Source organism: Oceaniglobus ichthyenteri, from assembly GCF_003057885.1.
Classification (GTDB): Bacteria; Pseudomonadota; Alphaproteobacteria; order Rhodobacterales; family Rhodobacteraceae; genus Oceaniglobus; species Oceaniglobus ichthyenteri.
The window spans coordinates 229,246-250,491 of record NZ_QAGK01000005.1 but is presented as its reverse complement, the minus strand read 5'-3'; the positions used below and the strand labels follow the sequence as shown (position 1 = coordinate 250,491).

The following is a 21,246-nucleotide window of genomic DNA, read 5'->3' as shown; positions in this document are numbered from 1 at the left end:
CAAACGGCACCTGTCAGGTTTCGCAGATCGGTCTTAACAAACCCTCACCAACCGCTGACTGCGCCGGCGAAACACTTATCTGGTCGGCGCTTTTGCGTTGCGGCCGGCCAGGATGACGCTGATGGAATAGGCCACTTCGGGCGTGAGCCCCTCAACCACTTTTGCCGCTGCATCCGGGCGCATGCGCCCCAGGAATCCTGCAGCGAATGCGGGGGACATGGTTTCAAACAGGCGCGCAGCCTCTTTCGGTTTCATGTTTTCATAGACCGCGGTCAGGCGTGACACATCGCCTTCTGCAGCACCCACAGCGGTGGCGAGGGTCGCCTCAAGCTTTTCTTCGGCATCCACCAATGCTGTCAGTTGTGTTTCAATTTCTTTCTCGGCTTCCGCCAAGGCTGCGGCACGTTTGGCATAATAATCTTCCTGTTCGGCAAGGCGGGTTTCACGATCGGCCAAAGCAGCAAGAACAGCGGCAATATCGGGCGGTGGCGTGCATTCACTTGGCGCGCTGAGGCCCGGCGCTGCGGCACGAAAATCGCCCACTTCCTTGGCGATGGCGGCTGCGGGCCCGCCAAAAAAACGCAGTATGCTGGAGATCAGCAATAATCCGGCCAACACGGTCAGCGGGCCAAACCCAAATTTCCGACGACGAAGACTCTTCATTTCGTTACCCCTTCTCAACTGTGCCGGTGGCTGGAAAAGAACGATTTTACCGGAGGGCTTCCGCCCATCTTTGGCTGTTCTGCAACAGGTGCGGCGACCTCGGGCTCAGTGCGGCGAAATGACATCGGCAATTCTGTGTGCTGCTCAGCCGGGTCTTCGAGATCGTGCAGAGCCGCAACGTGAAGTTCGAGCCGCCGCGCCACGTCTTCGGCACGACTTGTAAGTTCACTTAACAATTCGCCCGATGCGTTGGCCTGCGCCTGTGCTGCCTGCAATGTGCGCGTCATGTCATCAACCTGGGCTGACAGAACGGCAATCGCGCCGCCGACGCCTTTTTCCAGATCGGTAAATCGGGTCAAGCGACGCGACAGAACAACACAGTAAAACGCCGCACCTAGGGCGCCCGCGATCAATAAAATATCAGCAATTAGGGTCATCTGCCGTCCTCAGTTTAAAACGAATTCCATGATCAAAAGGTCGCGCACGCGCCCCTCCCCTGTCACGATTTGGGCACGGCGCAGCATTTGCGAGCGAATCATCGTCAGCGCACCTGGCTCTTCCAATTCGGCCGGCTCAATCGCTCTGAGATAGCTGTTCAGCACGTCCACGACGCGCGGAAGCAACATCTCCACGTCCTTTAGATACGCCTTTTCCACCTCAAGTTGTGCATGGAATCGAAGATGTTTCGCATTCGTTCCCGGGCCGAGTGACACCAGAATCGGTGTAATAGGTACAAACCCGATGTCGGGCAGACCGGGCACAACCGGGGCCGCGTAAGTTTCTTCGTTGTCATTCTGACCCAAAATGAGGCCGGACCAAACCGCATAAAATCCGCCGCCCCCGAGAAGGGCGGCCAGAACGACACCAATTATCAGGCCTTTCAAGCCGGATTTCCTTGGTGCCTCAGCGGTTGGCATATCTGCTTCTGCGTTTGCCATGGCTTTCCTGGTTTTTTGTTTCGAATCCTTTCTAACCCGCATTCGACTAACCAAATGTTAAGGCCCCTCGGCGCAGATTGATCGCAAGACAGGGCAGAAGCCCGATTCATCAGGAGGATGGTCTTGCAACAGATTACTTCGGCTTGGTCCGGCCTATCGGTACAACGTCAGGTGGTTGCGGTTTTGGCGGCCGTTGCCATGGTTGTGGCGCTTGTGGGCTTGTTCCGTATGGCGACAACACCATCCATGACGCTTCTTTATGCGGGGCTGGAAAACAGTGCCGCGGGCGAAGTGGTTCAAGCGTTGGAGGCACAGGGCGCAGCATATGAAATTCGCGGTGCGTCGATCTTTGTCGACAGCACGCTGCGCGACCAGTTGCGCCTGACCCTGGCGTCGGAGGGTCTGCCCAGCAACAATGCGCAGGGGTACGAACTGCTTGATTCGCTATCGGGGTTTGGCACCACGTCGCAAATGTTTGATGCCGCTTACTGGCGCGCAAAAGAAGGTGAGTTGGCGCGCACGATTGTCGCCAGCCCCAACATTCAGAATGCCCGCGTGCATATTGCCAACCAGGGCAGCAAGCCGTTTCAACGCGATGTACCGCCAACCGCATCGGTAACGATTACGACGGCGAATGGTGCACTTACCCCGAATCAGGCGCGCGCCCTGCGCTTTCTGGTGTCATCGGCGGTGGCCGGTCTGGCCGCCGAATCGGTATCGGTGATTGATGCCCGCAGTGGAATCATACTTTCCTCTGAAACTGACGCATTGGCACAAGCCCAGACCGACGACAAAGCCGACGAAATAAAACGAAATGTCGAACGTTTGCTTGAGGCGCGTGTCGGGTTTGGCAAGGCTGTGGTTGAGGTGAACGTCGAAACCGTCACCGAACGCGAACAGATCACCGAACGGCGGTTCGACCCCGAAGGCCGGGTGGCCATCAGCATGGACACCGAAGAAACCACCACATCCTCGACCGATCAGGGCGGCGGCGGGGTCACCGTGGCCAGCAATCTGCCCGATGGCGATGCGGGCGGGTCGGGCGACACCTCTCAGGCGGAAAATTCCCAAACCCGGGAACGGATAAACTACGAAGTCTCTGAAACGTCGCGCGAAATTCTGCGCACACCGGGGGCGATCAAGAGACTGTCGGTCGCGGTTCTGCTTGACGGGATCCGCACCACTGACGCGACCGGCGCAGAAACCTGGCAGCCGCGCTCGGACACCGAAATGGAGGCGTTGCGCGAACTGGTCGCCTCGGCGGTCGGATTCAGCGAAGAGCGCGGCGATAGCCTCACCCTGAAAACCATGGAGTTCGAAACCGTCGCCACCGAAGGCAGCCCTCCCGCCGCGGGCCTGTTTGGCCCGATTGCATTTGATGCCATGCGCCTGACCCAACTTGCCGTATTGGGCATCGTAACGCTTTTGCTGGGCCTGTTTGTCGTGCGTCCGATCCTGGCGCCAAAAAAGCAGTCAGATCAATTCGCGCTGGTCCCACCAGAACCGGAAAGCGCGGCGGCAAATCGGGCGCTGACAGGTGAAATCGATGACGGAACAGGTTTGCCGACCACAGACATGCAGATGATTTCTGACAAACAGGCCAACAACAGCGCCGGTTCGCTGAGCGATCCGGGTGTCGATCCCGTGGATCGGCTTCGCAAGCTGATTGACGAACGCCAAGAGGAATCCCTGGAGATTCTGAAAAGCTGGATGGAAGATAAAGAGGAACCCGCCTGATGCCATCAATCCTACACCTTGAAGATTTCAGCGCCGCCCAACTCACCCCGCGCCCCACCAGTGCGCTGCCAGATCTGGCAAATCCCACCCCCCCGGCCGAAGAACAGGCGCTTGCCGCCTATGACAAAGGCTATGCTGCGGGATGGGAAGATGCGAGTCTGGCCGCCAGTCAAAGCCAGGACAAATTGCAAACGGCGATGGCAAACAATATCGAAGACCTCGGGTTCACCTATCACGAGGCGCGCGCCCATGTGATGCGGTCTCTCACCCCTCTGTTGAACGGCATGCTCACCAAATTACTGCCGCGCATGATTCGCGACAGTCTGGGCGCGCGTATCATGGAAGAGATCGACAGTATCGCCCAGGGCGCCGCGGACACTCCGATCGAGCTGATGGTGTTTCCGGATGATGCGCCGCACCTCAAACCGATTGTCGATAAAATCACCTCTCTCCCGCTCTCGCTTGTTGCGGAATCAACCGTGCCCCAAGGGCAGATCTTTCTTCGGATCGGTCAGGTTGAACGCGAAATCGATCTTGAGGGTGCCATCGCCTCGATTGGACAAGCGGTCAGCGCGCTGGATGAATTGAACAAGGAAACCGCCCAACATGGATGACACCAGCCCCAGTGTTCCAAACACCGCCGACGTCAGCAAACCCCACCCGTTTACCCAGGTTCCCATCGAGATCACCGTCGCAGTGGGCAAGGCCCGCCCGGTGCTGCGCGATCTTTTGCGCCTTGGCAAGGATGCGGTGCTGCCGCTCGACACAAAGGTGGACGATCCTGTCGATCTTTACGTCGGTGATCGGCTGATCGCGCGCGGCGAGCTGCATGAACTTGATGGCGATCAGGCCGGGCAGCTGGCCGTGCGCCTGACCGAGGTGGCCGATCTCAAGAACGGGCTTTAACCCATGTTTCGTTTTGTTGCCTTGGCCGCGCTGGTGTTTCTGGCGCTGTCCGGCCCGGGTATGGCACAGGAATTGTCCGTTAATCTGGGCGACAATGGCTCACTTACGGCGCGTTCCGTACAGCTTTTGGCGCTGATCACATTGCTTAGCCTGGTGCCAGGGCTGGCAATCATGATCACGTGCTTTCCGTTCATCGTCACCGTGCTTTCAATTCTGCGCCAGGGCATCGGATTACAGCAATCGCCCCCCAACATGCTGATTGTGACACTTGCCATGTTTCTCACGTATTTCGTGATGGAGCCGGTGTTTCTCGAAGCGTGGGAGAATGCAATCAACCCCTTGATTGAGGGCACTCTTTCGGTCGAAATCGCCGTCCCCCGCGCGCTTGAGCCGTTTCGCGTTTTCATGGTGGGCCGAATCGATCCGGGCACATTCGAAAGCCTCACAACGTTGCGCCCAGACGTCGCAGATGCGGAACTCAGCCCACAATCCCCACTGTCCCTTATCGTTCCATCGTTTCTATTGTCGGAAATCGAACGGGCTTTTCAGGTCGGATTTCTGATTTTCCTGCCATTCCTCATTATCGATCTGGTGGTTGCCGCCATTCTCATGTCGATGGGCATGATGATGGTCCCACCTGTGATTGTCTCCCTGCCGTTCAAATTGGCATTCTTTGCCGTCGCCGATGGCTGGACCCTCATCTCGGGCGCCCTTGTCCGCAGTTATTTCTAGGGTCATCGCCTTTGGCCGCTGTCATATCGTGTTTGATACGCGGCCAATCGTTCAGTCATGCAAACCTCAAGCGTGACACACCCGAAACCGCCAATCGGCGCCGTCGGGTGCATCGCCGAAACTTGTGCAATCAGAAATCCAAAGCGGTCAGCCTGCGATATCTTTCATTGCGGCCAGGAATTCGGACACCTCTTCAGGGCTGTTATAATGGCACATCGACACCCGAACACAGCCCTCCAACCCCAAAGGATTCAGGATGTTGCCCGAGTAATGATCCGGTTTGCGCGTGTGGGTGCGGATGCCTTGTGCATTCAACCGATCAACCACATCAGGGGCGGCAATACCATCAACCGTAAGGGAAACCAGCCCTTCGCGCGCCGGATTGTCGGGGCCACCGATTATGGTGACACCCGGCATATCCCGCAGCCCCGGCACGTTGCCAATGCCGTTGATCATCGCGTCGGTCAGCATCTTTTCATGGTCATGGATCGCCGCCCCGGCAGCCAGAAACCGTCCACGCCGATCGGGCGCATCCGACACTTGCCCGCCCAGCCAATCGAAATAGGCCGCCACATCCGACAAGGTGGCATAAGCGCCGGTGTCACGCGTGCCCATTTCCCAGTTGTCCGCCGGACCACCGATCAGGCTGTCGTGGGGCAGTTTTGCCAACCGATCCGAAATCCAGGCCAAGCCATAGCCATGGCGCGAAAACGCCTTGTAGGGTGAGATCACGTAGCCATCGATATCATAGCTGGCGATATCGATCCGACCGTGGGCCGCGTGTTGAATACCATCAACGATAATCAGACAGTCGGGCGCAACCTTGCGAATTTCCTGTGCAACGGCGGCCACATCCACCGCCATGCCTGTCACCGGCGAGGTGTGCAGGATCGTCGCCACCACCGTATCGGGGGTGATTTCAGGGCGGTAATGATCGGCGCCAACGGTGCCTGTGGCATCGTCATGGGCCACCAGAACGTGGGTTTGTCCGGCGATGCCCGACCAGCGGGCGCAGGCGCTGCGCGTTGCCGGATGCTCCAGCGTTGATCCCAACACCCGCGCGCCCCGCGCCGTGCCCAGACAGGCCACCGTGATCAAACGAAATAACAGCTCGGTGCCGCTTTCGCCGACAAAAAACTGCCCGTCCCGGGCATTCATAAATTCGCGCATGTCGGTCTTGGCCTGATCGATCACCCGCACCAATTCTTCTGATCCGGAATTGGCGCGCCCCTGATTATCGGGAATCGCGGCGTACCGTGCCGAGGTTTCAACAACCGAATTCAACGTCAGCGCACCGCCTGCATTTTCAAAAAATATCCGCGGCCCCTGTACCGGGCAATGATCGACCTGGGCGAAACGCGATCTGATCTGTTGCAACAGATCCGGGTTAAAACCTGACATAAGACCCCCGTTGGGATTGGAACCGGCCCAATGTCTAAGACCAGCCATAAAAAATCACCACTGTGATTTGGCACATTTCCCACAAATGCCCAAGGCCTCAGATCACGGCACCGCCGTGATTGAACAAATATATTGACATGTGAACGAAAGTTCACTCTATCCTTGGGCTGAATGCGACAGCAGAGGAATCGTGCCATGGCAAGGAATGTGGCCTTGACGGGCCTTGCGCGGGATCTGTCCCAGCGGGCAAATCCGGTTCGTATCGGGCTTATCGGCTCGGGCGAAATGGGCACCGATATCGTCAGCCGGACGGCAATGATGGATGGTGTCGATGTGGCCGCCATTGCCGAAATCCGCACCCAATCGGCCCATGACGCGGTCACCACGGCCTATGGCGAACCGGGCCACAGCCGCGATGCCACCACCACCGACGCTCTGAACCGGGTGATCGAAGACCGGCGCATTGCGGTTACATCGGACCCGATGCTGATGTTTGAAAGCGGCCTTATCGACGTGGTAATCGACGCCACCGGCGTGCCGGCTGTTGGGGCCGAACTGGGCCTTGCGGCGATGGAACGTGGCAAACATCTGGTGATGATGAACGTCGAGGCCGACGTCACAATCGGCGCTTATCTGCGCCACGAGGCCGAGCGTTTGGGCGTTGTTTACTCGCTTGGTGCCGGGGACGAACCATCGTCCTGTATGGAACTGATCGAATTTGCCACCGCCATGGGCCACGATATCGTCTGTGCCGGCAAAGGCAAAAACAATCCGCTGAATTTTGATGCCACCCCCGACGCATACATGGCCGAGGCGAAAGCCCGCAACATGAACGCCCGGATGTTGGTGGAATTTGTCGATGGATCGAAAACCATGGTGGAAATGGCCGCCATCGCCAATGCCACGGGGTTGATCCCCGATTGCCCCGGCATGCACGGCCCCAATGCCGGGCCAAAGGAATTGGCCAATGTGCTGATCCCAAAATCCGATGGCGGCGTGTTAAGCGGCACAGGACGAGTTGATTTTTCTGTCGGTCAGGGGTTGGCCCCCGGTGTGTTTGTTGTGGTCCATGCCCAACATCCGCGAATTCACGAACGGATGCGCGATCTGAAAATGGGCGAAGGCCCGTATTATTCCTTTGTGCGCCCCTATCATTTGACCTCGCTTGAGGTGCCGCTGACCTGTGCGCGCGCCGTGCTGCATGGCAAGGCCGATATGGTGCCGCTGGACCGGCCCGTGGCCGAGGTTTGCGCGCTGGCCAAGCGTGATTTGCAAGTGGGCGAAACCCTGGATCAGATCGGCGAATATTGCTATCGCGCCTGGGTGATGACGGTGGACGAGGCCCGGCAAGCGGGCGCAATTCCGTGCGGTTTGTTGACCGGTGGCCGCGTCACACAGCCGATCCGCAAGGGCGAATTGATCACCACCGCCAACGCCAGTCTGCCGCAAGGGTCAGGCATTGCCGCGATGCGCGCCAAACAGGATGCGATGATTTTGCAAGGTGCGCGCCGATGACCACCGCGAATGACCCTTGGGCAATCCGCAATCTGTCGCCCGATCAGTTGCGCGAAGCGTTGCGCAAAATGTATCTGATCCGCAAATTCGAAGAAGGCGCCGAAGACAGTTACACCCGCGGCCTGATTCACGGCACCATGCACCTGTCCATCGGGCAAGAGGCCAGCGCGGTTGGCGCCTGTATCGGGCTCAGCGACGATGACAAAATCACTTCAACCCACCGGGGCCACGGGCACTGTGTGGCCAAGGGCGCCGATCTGGGCCGGATGTTTGCCGAGTTTTTCGGCAAGGAAACCGGATATTGCCGCGGGCGCGGCGGATCAATGCATATCGCCGATGTGGAAAAGGGCAATCTGGGCGCAAACGGCATTGTCGGGGGCGGCCTGCCAATTTCGGTGGGTGCGGCGCTGTCGGCAAAACGGTTGAAGACCGGCGCGGTGACCGTGTGTTTCTTTGGCGACGGGGCCAATAACGAAGGCGCGTTTCACGAGGCGTTGAACATGGCGTCGGTCTGGAAACTACCGGTGGTGTTTTTCTGTGAAAACAACGGTTATGGCATGTCGACATCCACCGCCCGGTCCACCGCTGTCAAACGGATTTCCGACCGCGCAGTGGCTTATGCGATGCCCGGCGTCACCGTCGATGGCAATGATTTTTCCGCCGTGGCCGAGGCGATGGCACAGGCCACCGAGCGCGCCCGCGCGGGCGATGGCCCGACGCTGATTGAATCGCTGACGTACCGGTGGCGCGGGCATTCGAAATCGGATCGCAACCGATACCGCACCAAGGAAGAAATCGCCGATTGGATGGCGCGCGACCCGATCCGCCGCATGGCCGATATGCTGATCGCCCATGATATTCTGACCGACGAGGACATAACCGCCATGGAGCAGGATGCCGACCGCACGATTGCCGATGCCATCGCCTTTGCCGCCGACAGCCCCGCGCCCGATGTGGCCGATCTGACCCGTGACGTTTACACAAGGCCCCTGGTATGAGCCGCGAACTTTCCTATGCCGAAGCCATCCGCGAGGCGATGGATATCGCCTTGGGCGAAGATGAGCGCGTGATTCTGATGGGCGAAGACATCGGGGTGTATGGCGGTGCCTTTCAGGTTACCGGTGATCTGATTGATAAATACGGCCCCGACCGGGTGATGGACACGCCGATTTCCGAACTCGGCGGTGCCGGTGTGGCGGTGGGCGCTGCGATGACCGGGTTACGTCCGATTTTCGAATTTCAGTTTTCCGATTTTGCCACTCTGGCGATGGAGCAGATCGTCAATCAGGCGGCCAAGGTACGGTATATGCTGGGCGGCGCGGTTTCGATCCCGCTGGTGATGCGGTTTCCCGCCGGATCCGGCACCGGGGCGGCGGCACAGCACAGCCAAAGCATTGAGGCCTGGTTGGCCCATGTGCCGGGGTTAAAGGTGGTGCAACCCGCCACGCCCCATGATGCCAAGGGCCTGTTGCTGGCCGCGCTTGATGACCCCGATCCGGTGATGATTTTCGAACACAAACTGCTGTATAAAATGAAAGGCGCGGTGCCCGAGGGGCGCTATACCGTGCCGATTGGCACGGCCGAATTGCGCCGCGAAGGCAGCGATGTGACCATCGTGGCCACATCAATCATGGTGCACAAGGCATTAGAGGCGGCCAAGGCATTGGCGGAAGATGGGATCGACTGCGAAGTCATCGATCTGCGCACGATCCGCCCGATTGATCGCGAAACCGTGCTGGCGTCGGTGCGCAAGACATCGCGCCTGATCTGCGTTTATGAGGCGGTGAAAACCCTGGGCATCGGTGCCGAAATCAGCGCCATGGTCGCCGAAAGCGATGCGTTCGATTATCTTGATGCGCCGATTGTGCGGCTGGGTGGGGCGGAATGCCCGATCCCATATAACCCCGATCTGGAAAAAGCCGCCGTGCCGCAGGTGCCCGATATCATCGCCGCCACCCGGGATCTGGTCGAAGGACGCCGCTGATGCCTGTTGTGGTGATCATGCCCAAGGTCGACATGGATATGTCGCACGGCACTGTTTCCGCCTGGCACGTGGCGGCGGGCGGAGCTGTCACCAAGGGTGATCCGCTGTTTGATATCGAAACCGACAAGGCGGCGATGGAGGTCGAAAGCCCCGGCACTGGCACGCTGCACCATATCATCGCCAATATTGGCGATACCGTCGCCATTGGTGAGCCGATCGCGTGGATTTACGCCGAGGGCGAGGCGGTGGGCGACGCCCCCCAAGGCCCGGCCAAGGCGGCAGAGGCCCCTGCGCCAGCCGATAAGGATGAGCCACCCACACCCGCACCAACCCCAGACCAAATATCGGATTCCGCGCAAAACGGTGAAACCGGCCTGCGCGCCACACCGCTTGCCCGGCGTTTGGCACGCGAACGCCAGTTAAACCTGTCCGATCTGCGCGGCACCGGTCCACGGGGCCGGATACAGGCACAGGATGTTCCGAAAAAGGCAGCAACACCTGCGCACCCCACATCCAAAGGTCACACAACCGGCCAGACGCCCATCTTACTGATCCACGGCTTTGCCAGCGATCCGGCCAGTTGGGCGCGGCTGGAACGGGAACTGGGCCAGCGGCACATCATCCGCATGGAATTGCCCGCCCATGGGCGACTGACCGGCGATGTGCCGGATTCATTTGCCGATCTTGCGCGCAGAATGCGCGATGCGTTTGATGATCTGGGTCAGGAAAACGTGCATCTTGTGGGTCATTCCCTGGGCGCGGCCGCCGCTTTGGCCATTGCCGATGTCAGACCTCGCCAGATCGCCAGCCTGACGTTGATCTCACCAGCAGGGCTTGGCCCGGAAATCAACGGTGCCGCGATCACCGGTGTGGCCGGCGCGCCCCGGGTTGAAAGCCTGGGCCCCTGGTTGCGCACACTGGCCCATGATCCCGATCTCATCACCGATGCTTATGTGCGCGCGATCATGGCGCAACGGCAGAATCCGGCAGTGCGACAGGCACAATTGGCGCTGGCCGATGCGGTATTTCCCGATGGGGTACAGGCGTTTGATTTACGCGCCGCGCTGGACCGGGTCGATATGCCAACGCGCATCATCTGGGGCCGGAACGACCGGATCATCCCGTGGAAACACGCATTGAGCGCGCCGGGCCGGGTGTCGTTGAACCTGTTTGAACGCACCGGCCACATGCCCCATATCGAAAAACCCGCCGAAATCGCTTTTTTGTTGCGACAACGGGGCGAATAACGTCCCATATGGGGGAAAGCAGCCACAAGACAGCCGGGCCCCCGACCTATGACGACGAAAACGCGTACGAAATCCGATGCCAGCGATGAATTGCGCCTGCGTGCCGCGTGGATTTATTATATGGAGGGCGAAACCCAAAGCAACGTCGCCGCAATTCTGGGGGTGAACCGCATCACCGTCACGCGCCTGTTGTCCGAGGCGCGGCGGCGCGGCGAAGTTGCAATTCAGATCAAGGGCGATCTGGCCCCCCTTGTGGCCCTGCAACGGGATCTGGAAAAAAAGTTCGGGCTGGACCGCGCCATCATCGCCCCCCTGTCAGACGCCAGCGCCGACCCGACGGCGGTGATTGCCGTGGCGGCGGGCGCGCATGTGTCATCGGTGATGCGGGCCGGTCTGACCATTGGCGTGGGCTGGGGGCGCACATTGCATGAAAGCCTGCCCCATATCGAAGGGCGCACCCTGAACAATGTGCGGGTGATTTCCCTGCTCGGCGGCATCATGGAGGCGCGCCGGTTCAACCCCACAGAATTTGCCTGGCGGTTCGCCGAATTGTTCGAGGCGGATGGATACCTTATTCCGGCCCCCGCCCTGGTTGACAGCACTGAGGCGCGGCGCGTTTTGCTGGAACAATGCGGTTTGGATCATGTGTTCGAATTGGCCGAAACCGGGGAAATCGCGGTGTTTGGCGCGGGCGGCATATCCGAGGCTTCAACCACCTATCGTCTGGGCCATCTGAACGAGGATGAGCGCCGATCACTGGCCCATGCCGGGGCGGTGGGCGATGTGTTGTATAATTTCATTGATGCCAAGGGGCAGCGCGTCGATCATCCGATCAATGATCGGGTGATTTCGATTTCACTGGAAAATCTTGCACGCATCCCGCACCGCATTCTGGTGTCGGGCGGACAGGATAAGATCACCGTCATCCGCGCCGCGCTGCACGCCAAATACCCAACGGTTCTGGTCACCGATGAGATCACGGCGCGCACCCTTGTATCACAGGACGGCTAACCGCCCAATATATCCAGATCGCCAATCACCGACCGCGCCCCGGCACAGTTCAGCGCATAACGCTCTGTGACCCTGTCTTGGCGCACCAGCCCATAGGCCGGCATCATAAGTTGGCGCGCCATCCCGATGCCAACCGCACTGGCATCAATCAACACCGCATTTTGTGGCGCATGGCCCAAGGCATTGGCAACCTGTCGCAATCCGTTTTCCGGCCCGCCCTCGGGGTCAAGCATATGAACCGGCCCAATGGCGCGCAGCATGGCAAGGGCTGGAAGGGATTGCGCCGCACCAACCCGGCGCGCGCGCCCGTGCGACACCATGGCGATATCGCGGCCAGTTTCCCTGATGCGCTGAATGAACGCGTCGATCCCCGGCATCGGTGCCAAATCGCGCTGGTCGCGTTTGATCAGGCGCTGATCCAGCTGGGCCAGAAACCCGCCGGGGCACAATTGCCCGGTGCGTTCGGCCACCACGGTCATCGCCGCCGAAACCGGCTGCCCGAAGAACCGTTCGCGGGTTTCTTCGGGGGTCATCTGCACATTGTGTTCGCGCAACAGGATCGAAAGCTCTTCACTGTCGATGACATCGGTTTTTACCGCCACCCCCTCAAACGCGATCAATACCAACCGGCAGCTGGCCGACAGGCGGATCAGGGGGCGGGGCGTGCGGTCAGACACCAATCGCAAGCGGGGCGTCGATGCTTTGGCGACAGGCCCTGTATCGGCATTGGCCTGCTGTTGTGCCAGGGTCCAAAGCCGTTTGCCAAACCCGCCTTCGGATTTGACCATTTTCGGAAATTTGATTGCCCGCGTTTCATTGGTGAACAGGGTCAGAAATTCAATGGCGGCCGCCCTGTCCTGTGCCAGACCGTCAGAATACTCATTCCAGATCTCAGGGTCGTCCAACCGGTCAGGCATGTGGGGATCAAGCCAGAAATCCTGCCCCAGAATGGCCTGCCGAATGACGTGGCAATAGGATGCGTACAAATACACCTCGGGGTGGGTCAGGGCCGGGATGGTATCATCCCGGGCCACGCTGCCACGGCGCACCGATACCGGGCGTTTGCGCAGCAGTTCATGAAACATCATCCCGGCGGCAAACCCGACATAATCGCGCCGCACCATGCGCGATGCGGGCTTCTGGCTGTCAAAGGCCCGGTGCCAGGCCAGAAACGTATCGATCATCTGCCGATCACTCAGATGATATTGCACACCGGTCTGCGCCGAAATCGCCGCCATGCGCGCGCGAAACGACGCCTGGAACCAGCGCAATTGGCGTATCGATTTGCGCGTAGGAAGCGGCGTTCCCGTGGCTTTATCAACAACAGCAGAGCACATGTGCGATTCCGGTCAAGATTGGTCAGCGGTCAATGTATAACATAAGCCGCCAACCGCAAAGATGCACCTGTCGCGGGCGGCTATTTGTCGGGCAAGCCCGCGATCAACCCATCGCTCACATCGGTATGGCCCAACCACGACAGCCGCGTCAGGGTGGCGGCACCCTGCCCCAGCAGATCGTTTTCATCGCCGTCCTGCCCGCCGCCCTCCCGGCCCCGGGGCACGATCAATTCGGTGCGCGCGCCGTTCGTGGACACCACATCACTGGTCGATGCAATCTTGTCACGGCCAATTTTTGCCTGACGCACCGGCGCGGGGAGGGCGGCGGGCAGGTTGATTGACAACCAATGCCCATCCAGCACCCAATCCTGCCGTTTGTCCCACAGTTGCGCGATCAGACGGGTCAGAAACTCGGCATCTTCCGGGGCCAGATCGGGTTTTTTGACCCGCGACATGCCAATGGCGGGTATGTCCCAAAACGTCGCCTCGCGCGCGATGCCGAGGGTGCCGGAATAGGCGATGTCTTCGGCCACATTGGGGCCATCGTTAACCCCCGACAGCACCAGATCGGGCTTTTGGCCATCTTTGAACAACCAGGTCATGGCGGTGACGATACAATCGGCGGGCGTGCCAGAGCAGCTGAATTTTTGCGCCCCGGTTTCGGTCATCATCAACGGGCGGCCGACGGTCAGGGATGATCCTGCCGCCGTGCGCTTTGCCTCGGGGGCGACGATCCAGACATCATCGCTCAGTTTGCGCGCCGCCTTTTCGGCCAAGGCTATACCGGGGGCGTCGATGCCATCATCATTGGCGATCAGGATTCGCATGATGCATCCTTTCTTTTCAAAACATGGGTCTGTCCTATGACCACTGTGGGGTCCAGGTTGGGGATGTGTCGGGCCAGATCGGCCATGCCCTCAGGCGGGCAGGAATGGCCAAACACCTGTGGCACGTTGGTGGATTGGCCCATCGCGACGTTTTCATCCAATGTGGGATGGGTTGGCATCCGGATCCAATCGGCGCGCCCATCGGCGTGGGCCATGGCACCGGGCGATCCGGCAGGCAAATGGCCGGTAAACAGCATGGGATGGTTGCGCGCCAGGGCCAGAGGAATCGCCGTGGCCGCCGGCCCGGCAGAGCCCATGCCATCATGCACCAACAGCGGCATATTGGGGAAATCATCGGTGTCCTGCCAGTTCCGGGCGGAACGCACCCTGTCGGACAGTTTGCCAAACATTGCCGGGTCAAGGCCGGTGATTGAGTCGATCTGCGCCAACAAGGGCGCGGCCATATCCGCCGCAATCGCAAACGGCCCCGGTTGAATCGCGATCAATTCCAACGAGCGACCAGACAGCGGCGTGGGCAACAGCGCCCCATCCGAATGGTCGGCGATCCAGGCGGCAATCGCGACCGCGCGATCCTTGGACGAGACCGGATCGGCCCCATAGGACGCATCCAGAAGCAACACATCACAGCCCGGCAGCGGCGTCATCGGGAAGACATCGCTGTTGGGCACCACATCACCACAATGCATGACCCGGCCCGCCGTGCCGGTCACCGCGATCCACATGCCACCGGCCACATGGCCGGAATGGCCGGTGTCAATCGACAGCTTGCCGATTTCAAACCGCTGACCGATTTCAACAAGCTGAATATCAAGCGACGACAGGGGATGAGCGGCCAAATCGGCAGGCCGGGCATATTGCGCCAGGGTCATGGGCGTTTCGGCCAGTGTTTCCGCTGTCATATAAATCGGGCCGGAAAACCCCTGCGCCGCCAACCAACACAGGGCGCCCACGTGATCCTCGTGGGCGTGGGTGATGACCACCGCGTCAATTTCATCGGCGGGCAGGGCAAGCTGGGGGTGATAGTCGGCATCCGGTGCGCCCACCTTGATGCCGGCATCCAGCATGACGGTGGTGCCATCGCCCTCAACACAAACGCTCAACCGGCCTTTTTCGCCAAACCCGCCCTGAAAATGAATCTGCATCACGCCGGATCCTGTTCCGGGATCAACCAACCACCGACAAAGGCCAGACGCGCAGATTGACCCGGTTTCAGGGTGACGGGATCGGGCTGTACGAAATGTACGATCCTTTCGGGCGCGGCATCGGGGGCAAATTCGATCCGGGCCAAGCCACCCTGATAAATCACCCGCTCGATTTTTCCATCAAACCCCGGTGCGCCGGGTTCAACAACCTGCACCGCCTCGGATCGGCAACAGGCCAGCGCCCCGTCGCGCGGGCCATCGCCGGGGCGACAGCGCAGCGTCAAAGGCTGACCAAACAGATCAGCGGCACAGGTGCCATCGGCCCCCGCGCCCGACACGGTGACCGGCAAAACGATGCCTTGGGAAATGAACGAAGCCACCATCGGCGTGGCCGGTTCATGATATAGCTTGTGCGGCGTATCCAGTTGCACCAACCGCCCGTGATCCATCACCGCGATCCGGTCGGCAAGGGCCATCGCCTCGGATTGATCATGGGTGATGTACACGATGGTGGTTCCGGTGCGTTTGTGAAAATCGGCAAACTCATCTTCCATCGAGGCGCGCAAATGCACATCGAGGTTTGCCAAAGGCTCATCAAACAGCACCAGTTCCGGCGTGGCCACCAGACACCGCGCCAAGGCGACACGTTGGCGTTGCCCGCCCGACAGATTGGCAGGCGCGCGGTCGCCATACCCTTGCATATCGACCAGCTTCAAAGCTTCGGCCACACGGCGTTCACGCTCGGGTTTGGCGACTTTGGCGATCTTCAGGGAATAGCCGATGTTTTCGGCCACGCTCATATGGGGCCAAAGGGCATAGTTTTGAAACACGATGCCGATCCGGCGGTTTTCCGGCGCGACGTTCAGATCGGGCGACGATACCACCTTGTCGCCCAGCCGCACCTCGCCTGCGCTGACCTTTTCAAATCCGGCGATGATCCTGAGCAGGGTGGTTTTACCACAGCCCGACGGGCCGAGCACCGCCAGAAATTCACCCTCGCGCACGTCGATTGAAACGCCTTTCAGGGCCTGAAACGCATGAAAGCTTTTCGTGACGTTGTCGATTGTCAGTCCCGCCACGGCAGTACTCCACTTGGTAATTTCTTGGCAAAAAGATTGGCGAACAGCATCAGCGCAAAGGTGAACGCCACCAAAAGCGCCGAAATCGCAGCGGCGTATTTGGTATCGCCGCCCTGTTCGAACGAAAAGATGATCACGCCCAATGTTTCAGCCCCCGATGACCAGAGCAGCGCCGAAACCGTCAGCTCCGACAGGGCGGTCATGAAGATCAGCAAACCACCGGCCATGGCGGCGGGCGCGATCATCGGAAAGATGATCGTGCGCATCCGGGTCAACAGGCGCGCGCCGCCGATCTGTGCCGCCTCTTCCAGCGCGCGATCAATTTGCAGGTATCCGTTCACCACCGGACGCACGCCCAGAACCAGGAACCGTGCGAGATAGGCAAACAGGATGATCCAGACGGTATTATACAACTGTATGCCCAGAATCGGGATCGGTTTGAGAAACATCAAAATCGCGGCAATCGACAGCACCACACCGGGCAGGGCATAGGGCATTTCCACCACGATATTCAAAACCTTGGTCCAGCGCCCCTTGTGCCAGGCAATGACATACCCAATGGGAATCGCCACAAACATCGCAAAAATCGCCGCCGCAAGCGACAACATGAAACTGTTGGCAAAGGCACGGCGCGCCGCGATATGCTCCATGATCACAAAGCGGTAATTGTCCAACGTCACACTGTCGGCGGTCAGGGTCACACCATAGCCCCGCACCAGCGACGTCAGGATCAGACCGGTCAGGGGCAAGACCAAGATCACCATCATCAACAGCCACATCGCCGCCTCAACCGGAATCCGCCAGCGGCCCAGCGCATAGGGGGCCAAAGCCGCCGATGTGCCGGAAATCCGATAATCGCGCCGCGAACTGAAGTAATCTTGCAGAAATATGCCGATCATCGCGATCACGGCAATCAACATCGACAAAACCGCCACCTCGGACAACACGGCGGGGCCGCCCCCGGCCAGGCGTTGAAAGATCAGCGTTGGCAAAACCAGATAATTGGCCGGAATCCCCAGAAACGCAGGAATGCCAAAGTTTCCGACGCAGGATACAAAGGTGAGCGCCGCCGCCGCCACAATCGCCGGTGTGGCCAAGGGCAAAATGATCGTGGCGATAATCCGGAATGGCCCGGCACCGCTGCTTTGCGCGGCTTCGACCAATTCACGGGGCAACTGGCGCAGCCCGGCGCGCACGATCAGAAACACCAAGGGCGAATATTGAATCGCCAACAGCAAAACAATGCCTTCGGGTGAATAAAGCGGGTTTGGCGTGCCCAAAGGCGGGGCCATGCCGATGAAATGCAAAATCGGGCTGGATGGGCCAAACACCTGCAGCCAGGCCAGCGCCGTCACCTGCGGCGCAATCATCAGCGGTGTCACGAAACACAGCACCAACCATTGGCGCATCCGCACATCGGTAAGCGTGACGATCAACGCAACGACAACCCCCAGAATGACCGAGGCGACCGTGCCGCCCAGACCGACAACGATGGTGTTGCGCGTGGCCCGCCAGACCGTTTGATCCGACAATCCATTGCGGATCGAATCCAGGGAAAACGTGCCGCCCGAAAATACCGTTTCCTGCAACAGACGCAGCAACGGCAGGAACGACAGCACGAAAACGATAAGACCGATAAAGGTAATCAGGGCCAAAAACTGGCCCCGATCCTTGTCGCTGCGCGATATCATGGCGCCGGTTACCCGCCAAACATATCGGCAAAACGCTTTTTATTATCAGCGATTTTCGGCGAAACCGTTGGCACGGAGATATCCATCACCTTGACGCTGGTGCCTTCGGGCAGCCAATCGGGTTGACCCACCGATGCCTTGGCCGGCAGATACCCCTGGCTCAGCGCCAGTTTCTGACCATCGTCGGACAGGATGAAATCAACGAACTTTTGCGCATCATCGACATTTTTCGCGCTCGACATGATGGCAACCGGTTCGGTCACGGCGGGCACGCCTTCGGGGGGGAACACAAATTCTACGGGTGATCCGTCTTTTTTGGCATTCATCGCCAGAAAATCAACCACCACACCATAGGCGTTTTCACCCGAGGCAACCGATTTCAAGACCGCGCCATTGCCGCGCACAGCGGTCAGGCCGTTGGCCTGCATGGTTTCGAAAAATTCCCACCCCAGGTCGGGGTCTTCGACAAAGCCCGACAAAAGAAACGCCGCCGCGCCGGAATACAGCGGGCTGGGCATTACCACGAGGTTTTTATAGGCGTCGCCGGTCAGATCGCTCCAGGTTGCGGGCTTTTCGGCGGCAGCGGTGTTGTACATGATGCCGGTGGTGATCAGTTTGCTGCCGAAATAATATCCGTCGGGGTCGATCGCGTTGGCGTCAAAACCTTCGGTGTTTGCGCCGTCATATTTCATCAGGCGGTCATCGGCCTTCAGGGTTTCCATGCTGACCGCATCGGCAATCAACAAAACATCGGGCTGTGGCGCGCCGGCGGCAAATTCGGCGGCCAGTTTGCTCAGCAGATCACTGGTGCCCGAGCGAAAGACCTGAACCGTGACATCAGGGTTTGCCGCCTGAAACGCGGCGACGGTTTCGGCGGCATCCGCATCGGGCTGTGATGTATACAGCATCAGATCGCCCGCAAACGCCGCCTGCGCAAACATCACTGCGGCAACGGCGGTGGTGGTCATTTTAAGTGAAGATCGTGTCATTCATTCTCTCCCAGTGTGGTTGAACCCGGTGCTCTTGCTTTCGGGCCCTGTTCGAATACTTTCCCAACTCGACGCGACAAGCCATCGCAAAAGGGTGTATTTTCGTGTTTAAGCTACAATTGTAAAACTTTTGCTACAATTGCACATACTTGATGATTCGCGTCAAACTTTTTCATACGTTTGAAGTGGCGATTCTGTTACCCATGCTGTTTGCCCCGCAAAAAGGATATTTTGTGATACCATCCCTGCGCCCCTGCCCTTTGCTGTTTGATACGGCGGAGATGTCGTGACCATTCTGTCGTTTCTCATTCATCTGATGGGCGCAACCATGCTGCTGCTTTATGCGGTACGGATGGTGCGCACCGGGATCGAACGCGCGTTTGGGGCCTCGTTCCGGCGGCTGATGACGCGCACCTCAAACGTGTTTGGCGCGGCGGCGACCGGTTTGGTTCTGGCGGTGATCCTGCAAAGTTCGGCGGCGGTGGGCCTGTTGGTGGCGGGGTTTACCGGCACGGCGGCGGTCGGGTTTGGCATGGGGCTGGCAATGACGCTGGGCGCGGATCTGGGATCGGCGCTGTTGATTCAGGTGTTGTCATTTCCGCTGGATTGGTTGGTGCCGCTGTTTCTGGCGGTTGGCGGGCTGACCTTTATCCGTTCGACCGGGCGCAATGCGAAACAGACGGGCCGGATCATCCTGGGCATCGCATTCATCCTGATTTCTTTGCGGTTTCTACGCGAAACCATGGATCCGATCCGCGACAGCAGCTTTTTGCCCGCGGTCGCCGGTTATCTTGCACAGGATTACATCACCGCCTTTATCGTCGGCGCGGCGCTGGCACTGGTGATGCATTCATCGCTGGCGGTGGTGCTGATGTGTGTGACCCTTGTCAGCCTTCAGGCAATTCCGGTGGTTGCCGGTGTTTCGTTGGTGTTGGGGGCCAATCTTGGGTCGTCGGCGATTCCGGTCTGGCTGAGTCGGGGAATGACGCCGGTATCGCGCCGGGTGCCGCTGGCCAATTTCATGATCCGGGGCAGTTGGGCGATCATTGCTGTGGGGCTGGTAAACAATCTGCCGGTTTTGCCCTATCTCACGATGGGTGGCCCGGCGCAAACCCTGGTGAATGTGCATATCGCCTTCAACGTCGCGCAACTGGCCGCCTTGCCCTTTTGCCGCTTTGTCGAGGCGCCGCTGGCGCGGCTTTTGCCCGATATCACTGCCGATCAAACCCTGACCCCGCTTATTCACCGCAGTGTGCTGGATGACCACGCCCTGGCCACGCCCGTCCTTGCCCAGGCGTCCCTCAAGCGCGAGGTTTTGCGGATGATTCAGATCGTCGAGGGCATGATGTTGCCGGTGATGGAGATCTATACCACCTATGACAAGGACCGCGCCGCCGCTTTGCGTGCCGAAGATGGCGCACTGAACCGCGCCCTGGATGGAATCCGGAGGTATGTGATGGCAATGCCCAATGATCCGGCCCGAAAGCGCGAATTCAAACAGGCGCGCGAACTGACCGAATATGCGATTGCGATTGAATCGGCAGGCGATCTGATTGTCAAAAACCTGCTGCCGCTGGCACAGGAAAAAGACAAACACGCGATCCAGTTTTCCGCCGCCGAACAGGGCGAACTGCTGGCGATGCACGACCGGGTGATGGCCAACCTGAAACTGGCCTCTAATGTTCTGATTTCCGATGACATTGCCAGCGCGCGGATGCTTTTGGAAGAAAAGACGGAAATGACCCAGATGGAGCGGGCCAGCCGCAAAAAACACCTGCGCCGGTTAAGCGAGGGCACAGTGAAAAGTTTCGAGGCAAGCGATATTCATCTGGAGACAACCCAGGCGTTGAAAGAGTTCAACAGCCATATCTCGGCCGTGGCCTATCCGATCCTGTATCGCGGCGGGCAACTTCTGGAAACGCGATTGATCGAGAATCTGGAGCGTGACGGCTGACGTGCCCACCACTGCGCTGGCCAAAGGTTGCCCAATAGCGGGCACGGATTTTTCCGCACCCGCCAATGGGGC

General features: G+C 59.3%; 20 protein-coding genes. 10 read left to right on the top strand and 10 right to left on the bottom strand.

Annotated elements, in window-relative coordinates; translation table 11 throughout:
- Positions 1-75: 75 nt before the first annotated feature.
- From C8265_RS10010 to C8265_RS10000, 3 genes are read right to left on the bottom strand one after another with little or no spacing between them, the layout of a single operon-like run.
- A complete protein-coding gene (locus tag C8265_RS10010; protein ID WP_108483852.1) occupies positions 76-663 on the bottom strand; it encodes a MotE family protein in 588 nt (195 codons plus the stop codon).
- Positions 664-677: 14 nt separating this feature from the next.
- Positions 678-1,100: a hypothetical protein gene (locus C8265_RS10005; RefSeq protein WP_240611039.1), complete on the bottom strand. Its 423-nt coding sequence runs from the start codon at positions 1,098-1,100 to the stop codon at positions 678-680.
- A 9-nt stretch (positions 1,101-1,109) separates the two neighbouring features.
- Positions 1,110-1,601: a flagellar basal body-associated FliL family protein gene (locus tag C8265_RS10000; protein WP_108483851.1), complete on the bottom strand. Its 492-nt coding sequence runs from the start codon at positions 1,599-1,601 to the stop codon at positions 1,110-1,112.
- Positions 1,602-1,718: 117 nt separating this feature from the next.
- Between C8265_RS10000 and fliF the strand changes: the two genes are divergently transcribed.
- From fliF to fliP, 4 genes are read left to right on the top strand one after another with little or no spacing between them, the layout of a single operon-like run.
- A complete protein-coding gene (fliF, locus tag C8265_RS09995; protein WP_206050320.1) occupies positions 1,719-3,338 on the top strand; it encodes a flagellar basal-body MS-ring/collar protein FliF in 1,620 nt (539 codons plus the stop codon).
- The gene (locus tag C8265_RS09990; protein WP_108483850.1) at positions 3,338-3,952 is read left to right on the top strand and encodes a FliH/SctL family protein; all 615 of its coding nucleotides are present in this window, start codon (positions 3,338-3,340) and stop codon (positions 3,950-3,952) included. Before fliF ends, C8265_RS09990 begins: the two co-directional genes overlap by 1 nt.
- Positions 3,945-4,244, top strand: coding sequence for a FliM/FliN family flagellar motor switch protein (locus tag C8265_RS09985; RefSeq protein ID WP_108483849.1), 300 nt, complete (start codon positions 3,945-3,947; stop codon positions 4,242-4,244). Before C8265_RS09990 ends, C8265_RS09985 begins: the two co-directional genes overlap by 8 nt.
- 3 nt (positions 4,245-4,247) lie before the next feature.
- Positions 4,248-4,976, top strand: a complete 729-nt coding sequence (gene fliP / locus C8265_RS09980) for a flagellar type III secretion system pore protein FliP (RefSeq protein ID WP_108483848.1) — start codon at positions 4,248-4,250, stop codon at positions 4,974-4,976.
- A 147-nt stretch (positions 4,977-5,123) separates the two neighbouring features.
- On the opposite strand, the gene C8265_RS09975 is transcribed toward fliP, so the two are convergent.
- Positions 5,124-6,377: an aminotransferase class V-fold PLP-dependent enzyme gene (locus C8265_RS09975; protein ID WP_108483847.1), complete on the bottom strand. Its 1,254-nt coding sequence runs from the start codon at positions 6,375-6,377 to the stop codon at positions 5,124-5,126.
- A 195-nt stretch (positions 6,378-6,572) separates the two neighbouring features.
- Here C8265_RS09975 and C8265_RS09970 point away from each other — a divergent pair, with 195 nt between their 5' ends.
- From C8265_RS09970 to C8265_RS09950, 5 genes are read left to right on the top strand one after another with little or no spacing between them, the layout of a single operon-like run.
- Positions 6,573-7,892, top strand: a complete 1,320-nt coding sequence (locus C8265_RS09970; protein WP_108483846.1) for an NAD(P)H-dependent oxidoreductase — start codon at positions 6,573-6,575, stop codon at positions 7,890-7,892.
- Positions 7,889-8,890 (top strand): thiamine pyrophosphate-dependent dehydrogenase E1 component subunit alpha, encoded by a 1,002-nt coding sequence (locus tag C8265_RS09965; RefSeq protein WP_108483845.1) that lies wholly within the window; start codon positions 7,889-7,891, stop codon positions 8,888-8,890. Before C8265_RS09970 ends, C8265_RS09965 begins: the two co-directional genes overlap by 4 nt.
- Entirely contained in the window at positions 8,887-9,876 is a 990-nt protein-coding gene (locus C8265_RS09960) for an alpha-ketoacid dehydrogenase subunit beta (RefSeq protein WP_108483844.1), read from the top strand. Before C8265_RS09965 ends, C8265_RS09960 begins: the two co-directional genes overlap by 4 nt.
- Positions 9,876-11,123, top strand: coding sequence for an acetoin dehydrogenase dihydrolipoyllysine-residue acetyltransferase subunit (locus tag C8265_RS09955; RefSeq protein WP_108483843.1), 1,248 nt, complete (start codon positions 9,876-9,878; stop codon positions 11,121-11,123). Before C8265_RS09960 ends, C8265_RS09955 begins: the two co-directional genes overlap by 1 nt.
- Before the next feature lie 48 nt (positions 11,124-11,171).
- Complete coding sequence (locus C8265_RS09950) at positions 11,172-12,134, top strand: sugar-binding transcriptional regulator (RefSeq protein WP_240611038.1); 963 nt, start codon at positions 11,172-11,174, stop codon at positions 12,132-12,134.
- Here the strand turns inward: C8265_RS09950 and C8265_RS09945 are convergent.
- From C8265_RS09945 to C8265_RS09920, 6 genes are all read right to left on the bottom strand, one after another.
- Positions 12,131-13,471 carry an HAD family phosphatase gene (locus C8265_RS09945; protein ID WP_126623162.1) on the bottom strand — a complete coding sequence of 447 codons (1,341 nt, stop codon included), beginning with the start codon at positions 13,469-13,471 and terminating at the stop codon, positions 12,131-12,133. The two genes, C8265_RS09950 and C8265_RS09945, sit on opposite strands and share 4 nt — an antisense overlap.
- An 80-nt stretch (positions 13,472-13,551) precedes the next feature.
- Positions 13,552-14,298 carry a 5'/3'-nucleotidase SurE gene (locus C8265_RS09940; protein ID WP_108483841.1) on the bottom strand — a complete coding sequence of 249 codons (747 nt, stop codon included), beginning with the start codon at positions 14,296-14,298 and terminating at the stop codon, positions 13,552-13,554.
- Positions 14,286-15,461, bottom strand: a complete 1,176-nt coding sequence (locus C8265_RS09935) for an MBL fold metallo-hydrolase (protein ID WP_108483840.1) — start codon at positions 15,459-15,461, stop codon at positions 14,286-14,288. Before C8265_RS09935 ends, C8265_RS09940 begins: the two co-directional genes overlap by 13 nt.
- Positions 15,461-16,540 (bottom strand): ABC transporter ATP-binding protein, encoded by a 1,080-nt coding sequence (locus tag C8265_RS09930; protein WP_108483839.1) that lies wholly within the window; start codon positions 16,538-16,540, stop codon positions 15,461-15,463. The genes C8265_RS09935 and C8265_RS09930 overlap by 1 nt, the downstream gene beginning before the upstream one ends.
- Positions 16,528-18,231 carry an ABC transporter permease gene (locus C8265_RS09925; RefSeq protein ID WP_108483838.1) on the bottom strand — a complete coding sequence of 568 codons (1,704 nt, stop codon included), beginning with the start codon at positions 18,229-18,231 and terminating at the stop codon, positions 16,528-16,530. Before C8265_RS09925 ends, C8265_RS09930 begins: the two co-directional genes overlap by 13 nt.
- Before the next feature lie 8 nt (positions 18,232-18,239).
- The gene (locus tag C8265_RS09920) at positions 18,240-19,220 is read right to left on the bottom strand and encodes an ABC transporter substrate-binding protein (RefSeq protein WP_108483837.1); all 981 of its coding nucleotides are present in this window, start codon (positions 19,218-19,220) and stop codon (positions 18,240-18,242) included.
- Positions 19,221-19,506: 286 nt separating this feature from the next.
- Here C8265_RS09920 and C8265_RS09915 point away from each other — a divergent pair, with 286 nt between their 5' ends.
- Complete coding sequence (locus C8265_RS09915; protein WP_108483836.1) at positions 19,507-21,174, top strand: Na/Pi cotransporter family protein; 1,668 nt, start codon at positions 19,507-19,509, stop codon at positions 21,172-21,174.
- Positions 21,175-21,246: the final 72 nt, after the last annotated feature.

What these genes read in the sequence shown, in the direction of transcription:
- C8265_RS10010 (WP_108483852.1), bottom strand. Translation starts at nt 663, where the DNA reads ATGAAGAGTCTTCGTCGTCGGAAATTTGGGTTTGGCCCGCTGACCGTG.
- C8265_RS10005 (WP_240611039.1), bottom strand. Translation starts at nt 1,100, where the DNA reads ATGACCCTAATTGCTGATATTTTATTGATCGCGGGCGCCCTAGGTGCG.
- C8265_RS10000 (WP_108483851.1), bottom strand. Translation starts at nt 1,601, where the DNA reads ATGGCAAACGCAGAAGCAGATATGCCAACCGCTGAGGCACCAAGGAAA.
- fliF (WP_206050320.1), top strand. Translation starts at nt 1,719, where the DNA reads ATGGTCTTGCAACAGATTACTTCGGCTTGGTCCGGCCTATCGGTACAA.
- C8265_RS09990 (WP_108483850.1), top strand. Translation starts at nt 3,338, where the DNA reads ATGCCATCAATCCTACACCTTGAAGATTTCAGCGCCGCCCAACTCACC.
- C8265_RS09985 (WP_108483849.1), top strand. Translation starts at nt 3,945, where the DNA reads ATGGATGACACCAGCCCCAGTGTTCCAAACACCGCCGACGTCAGCAAA.
- fliP (WP_108483848.1), top strand. Translation starts at nt 4,248, where the DNA reads ATGTTTCGTTTTGTTGCCTTGGCCGCGCTGGTGTTTCTGGCGCTGTCC.
- C8265_RS09975 (WP_108483847.1), bottom strand. Translation starts at nt 6,377, where the DNA reads ATGTCAGGTTTTAACCCGGATCTGTTGCAACAGATCAGATCGCGTTTC.
- C8265_RS09970 (WP_108483846.1), top strand. Translation starts at nt 6,573, where the DNA reads ATGGCAAGGAATGTGGCCTTGACGGGCCTTGCGCGGGATCTGTCCCAG.
- C8265_RS09965 (WP_108483845.1), top strand. Translation starts at nt 7,889, where the DNA reads ATGACCACCGCGAATGACCCTTGGGCAATCCGCAATCTGTCGCCCGAT.
- C8265_RS09960 (WP_108483844.1), top strand. Translation starts at nt 8,887, where the DNA reads ATGAGCCGCGAACTTTCCTATGCCGAAGCCATCCGCGAGGCGATGGAT.
- C8265_RS09955 (WP_108483843.1), top strand. Translation starts at nt 9,876, where the DNA reads ATGCCTGTTGTGGTGATCATGCCCAAGGTCGACATGGATATGTCGCAC.
- C8265_RS09950 (WP_240611038.1), top strand. Translation starts at nt 11,172, where the DNA reads ATGACGACGAAAACGCGTACGAAATCCGATGCCAGCGATGAATTGCGC.
- C8265_RS09945 (WP_126623162.1), bottom strand. Translation starts at nt 13,471, where the DNA reads ATGTGCTCTGCTGTTGTTGATAAAGCCACGGGAACGCCGCTTCCTACG.
- C8265_RS09940 (WP_108483841.1), bottom strand. Translation starts at nt 14,298, where the DNA reads ATGCGAATCCTGATCGCCAATGATGATGGCATCGACGCCCCCGGTATA.
- C8265_RS09935 (WP_108483840.1), bottom strand. Translation starts at nt 15,461, where the DNA reads ATGCAGATTCATTTTCAGGGCGGGTTTGGCGAAAAAGGCCGGTTGAGC.
- C8265_RS09925 (WP_108483838.1), bottom strand. Translation starts at nt 18,231, where the DNA reads ATGATATCGCGCAGCGACAAGGATCGGGGCCAGTTTTTGGCCCTGATT.
- C8265_RS09920 (WP_108483837.1), bottom strand. Translation starts at nt 19,220, where the DNA reads ATGACACGATCTTCACTTAAAATGACCACCACCGCCGTTGCCGCAGTG.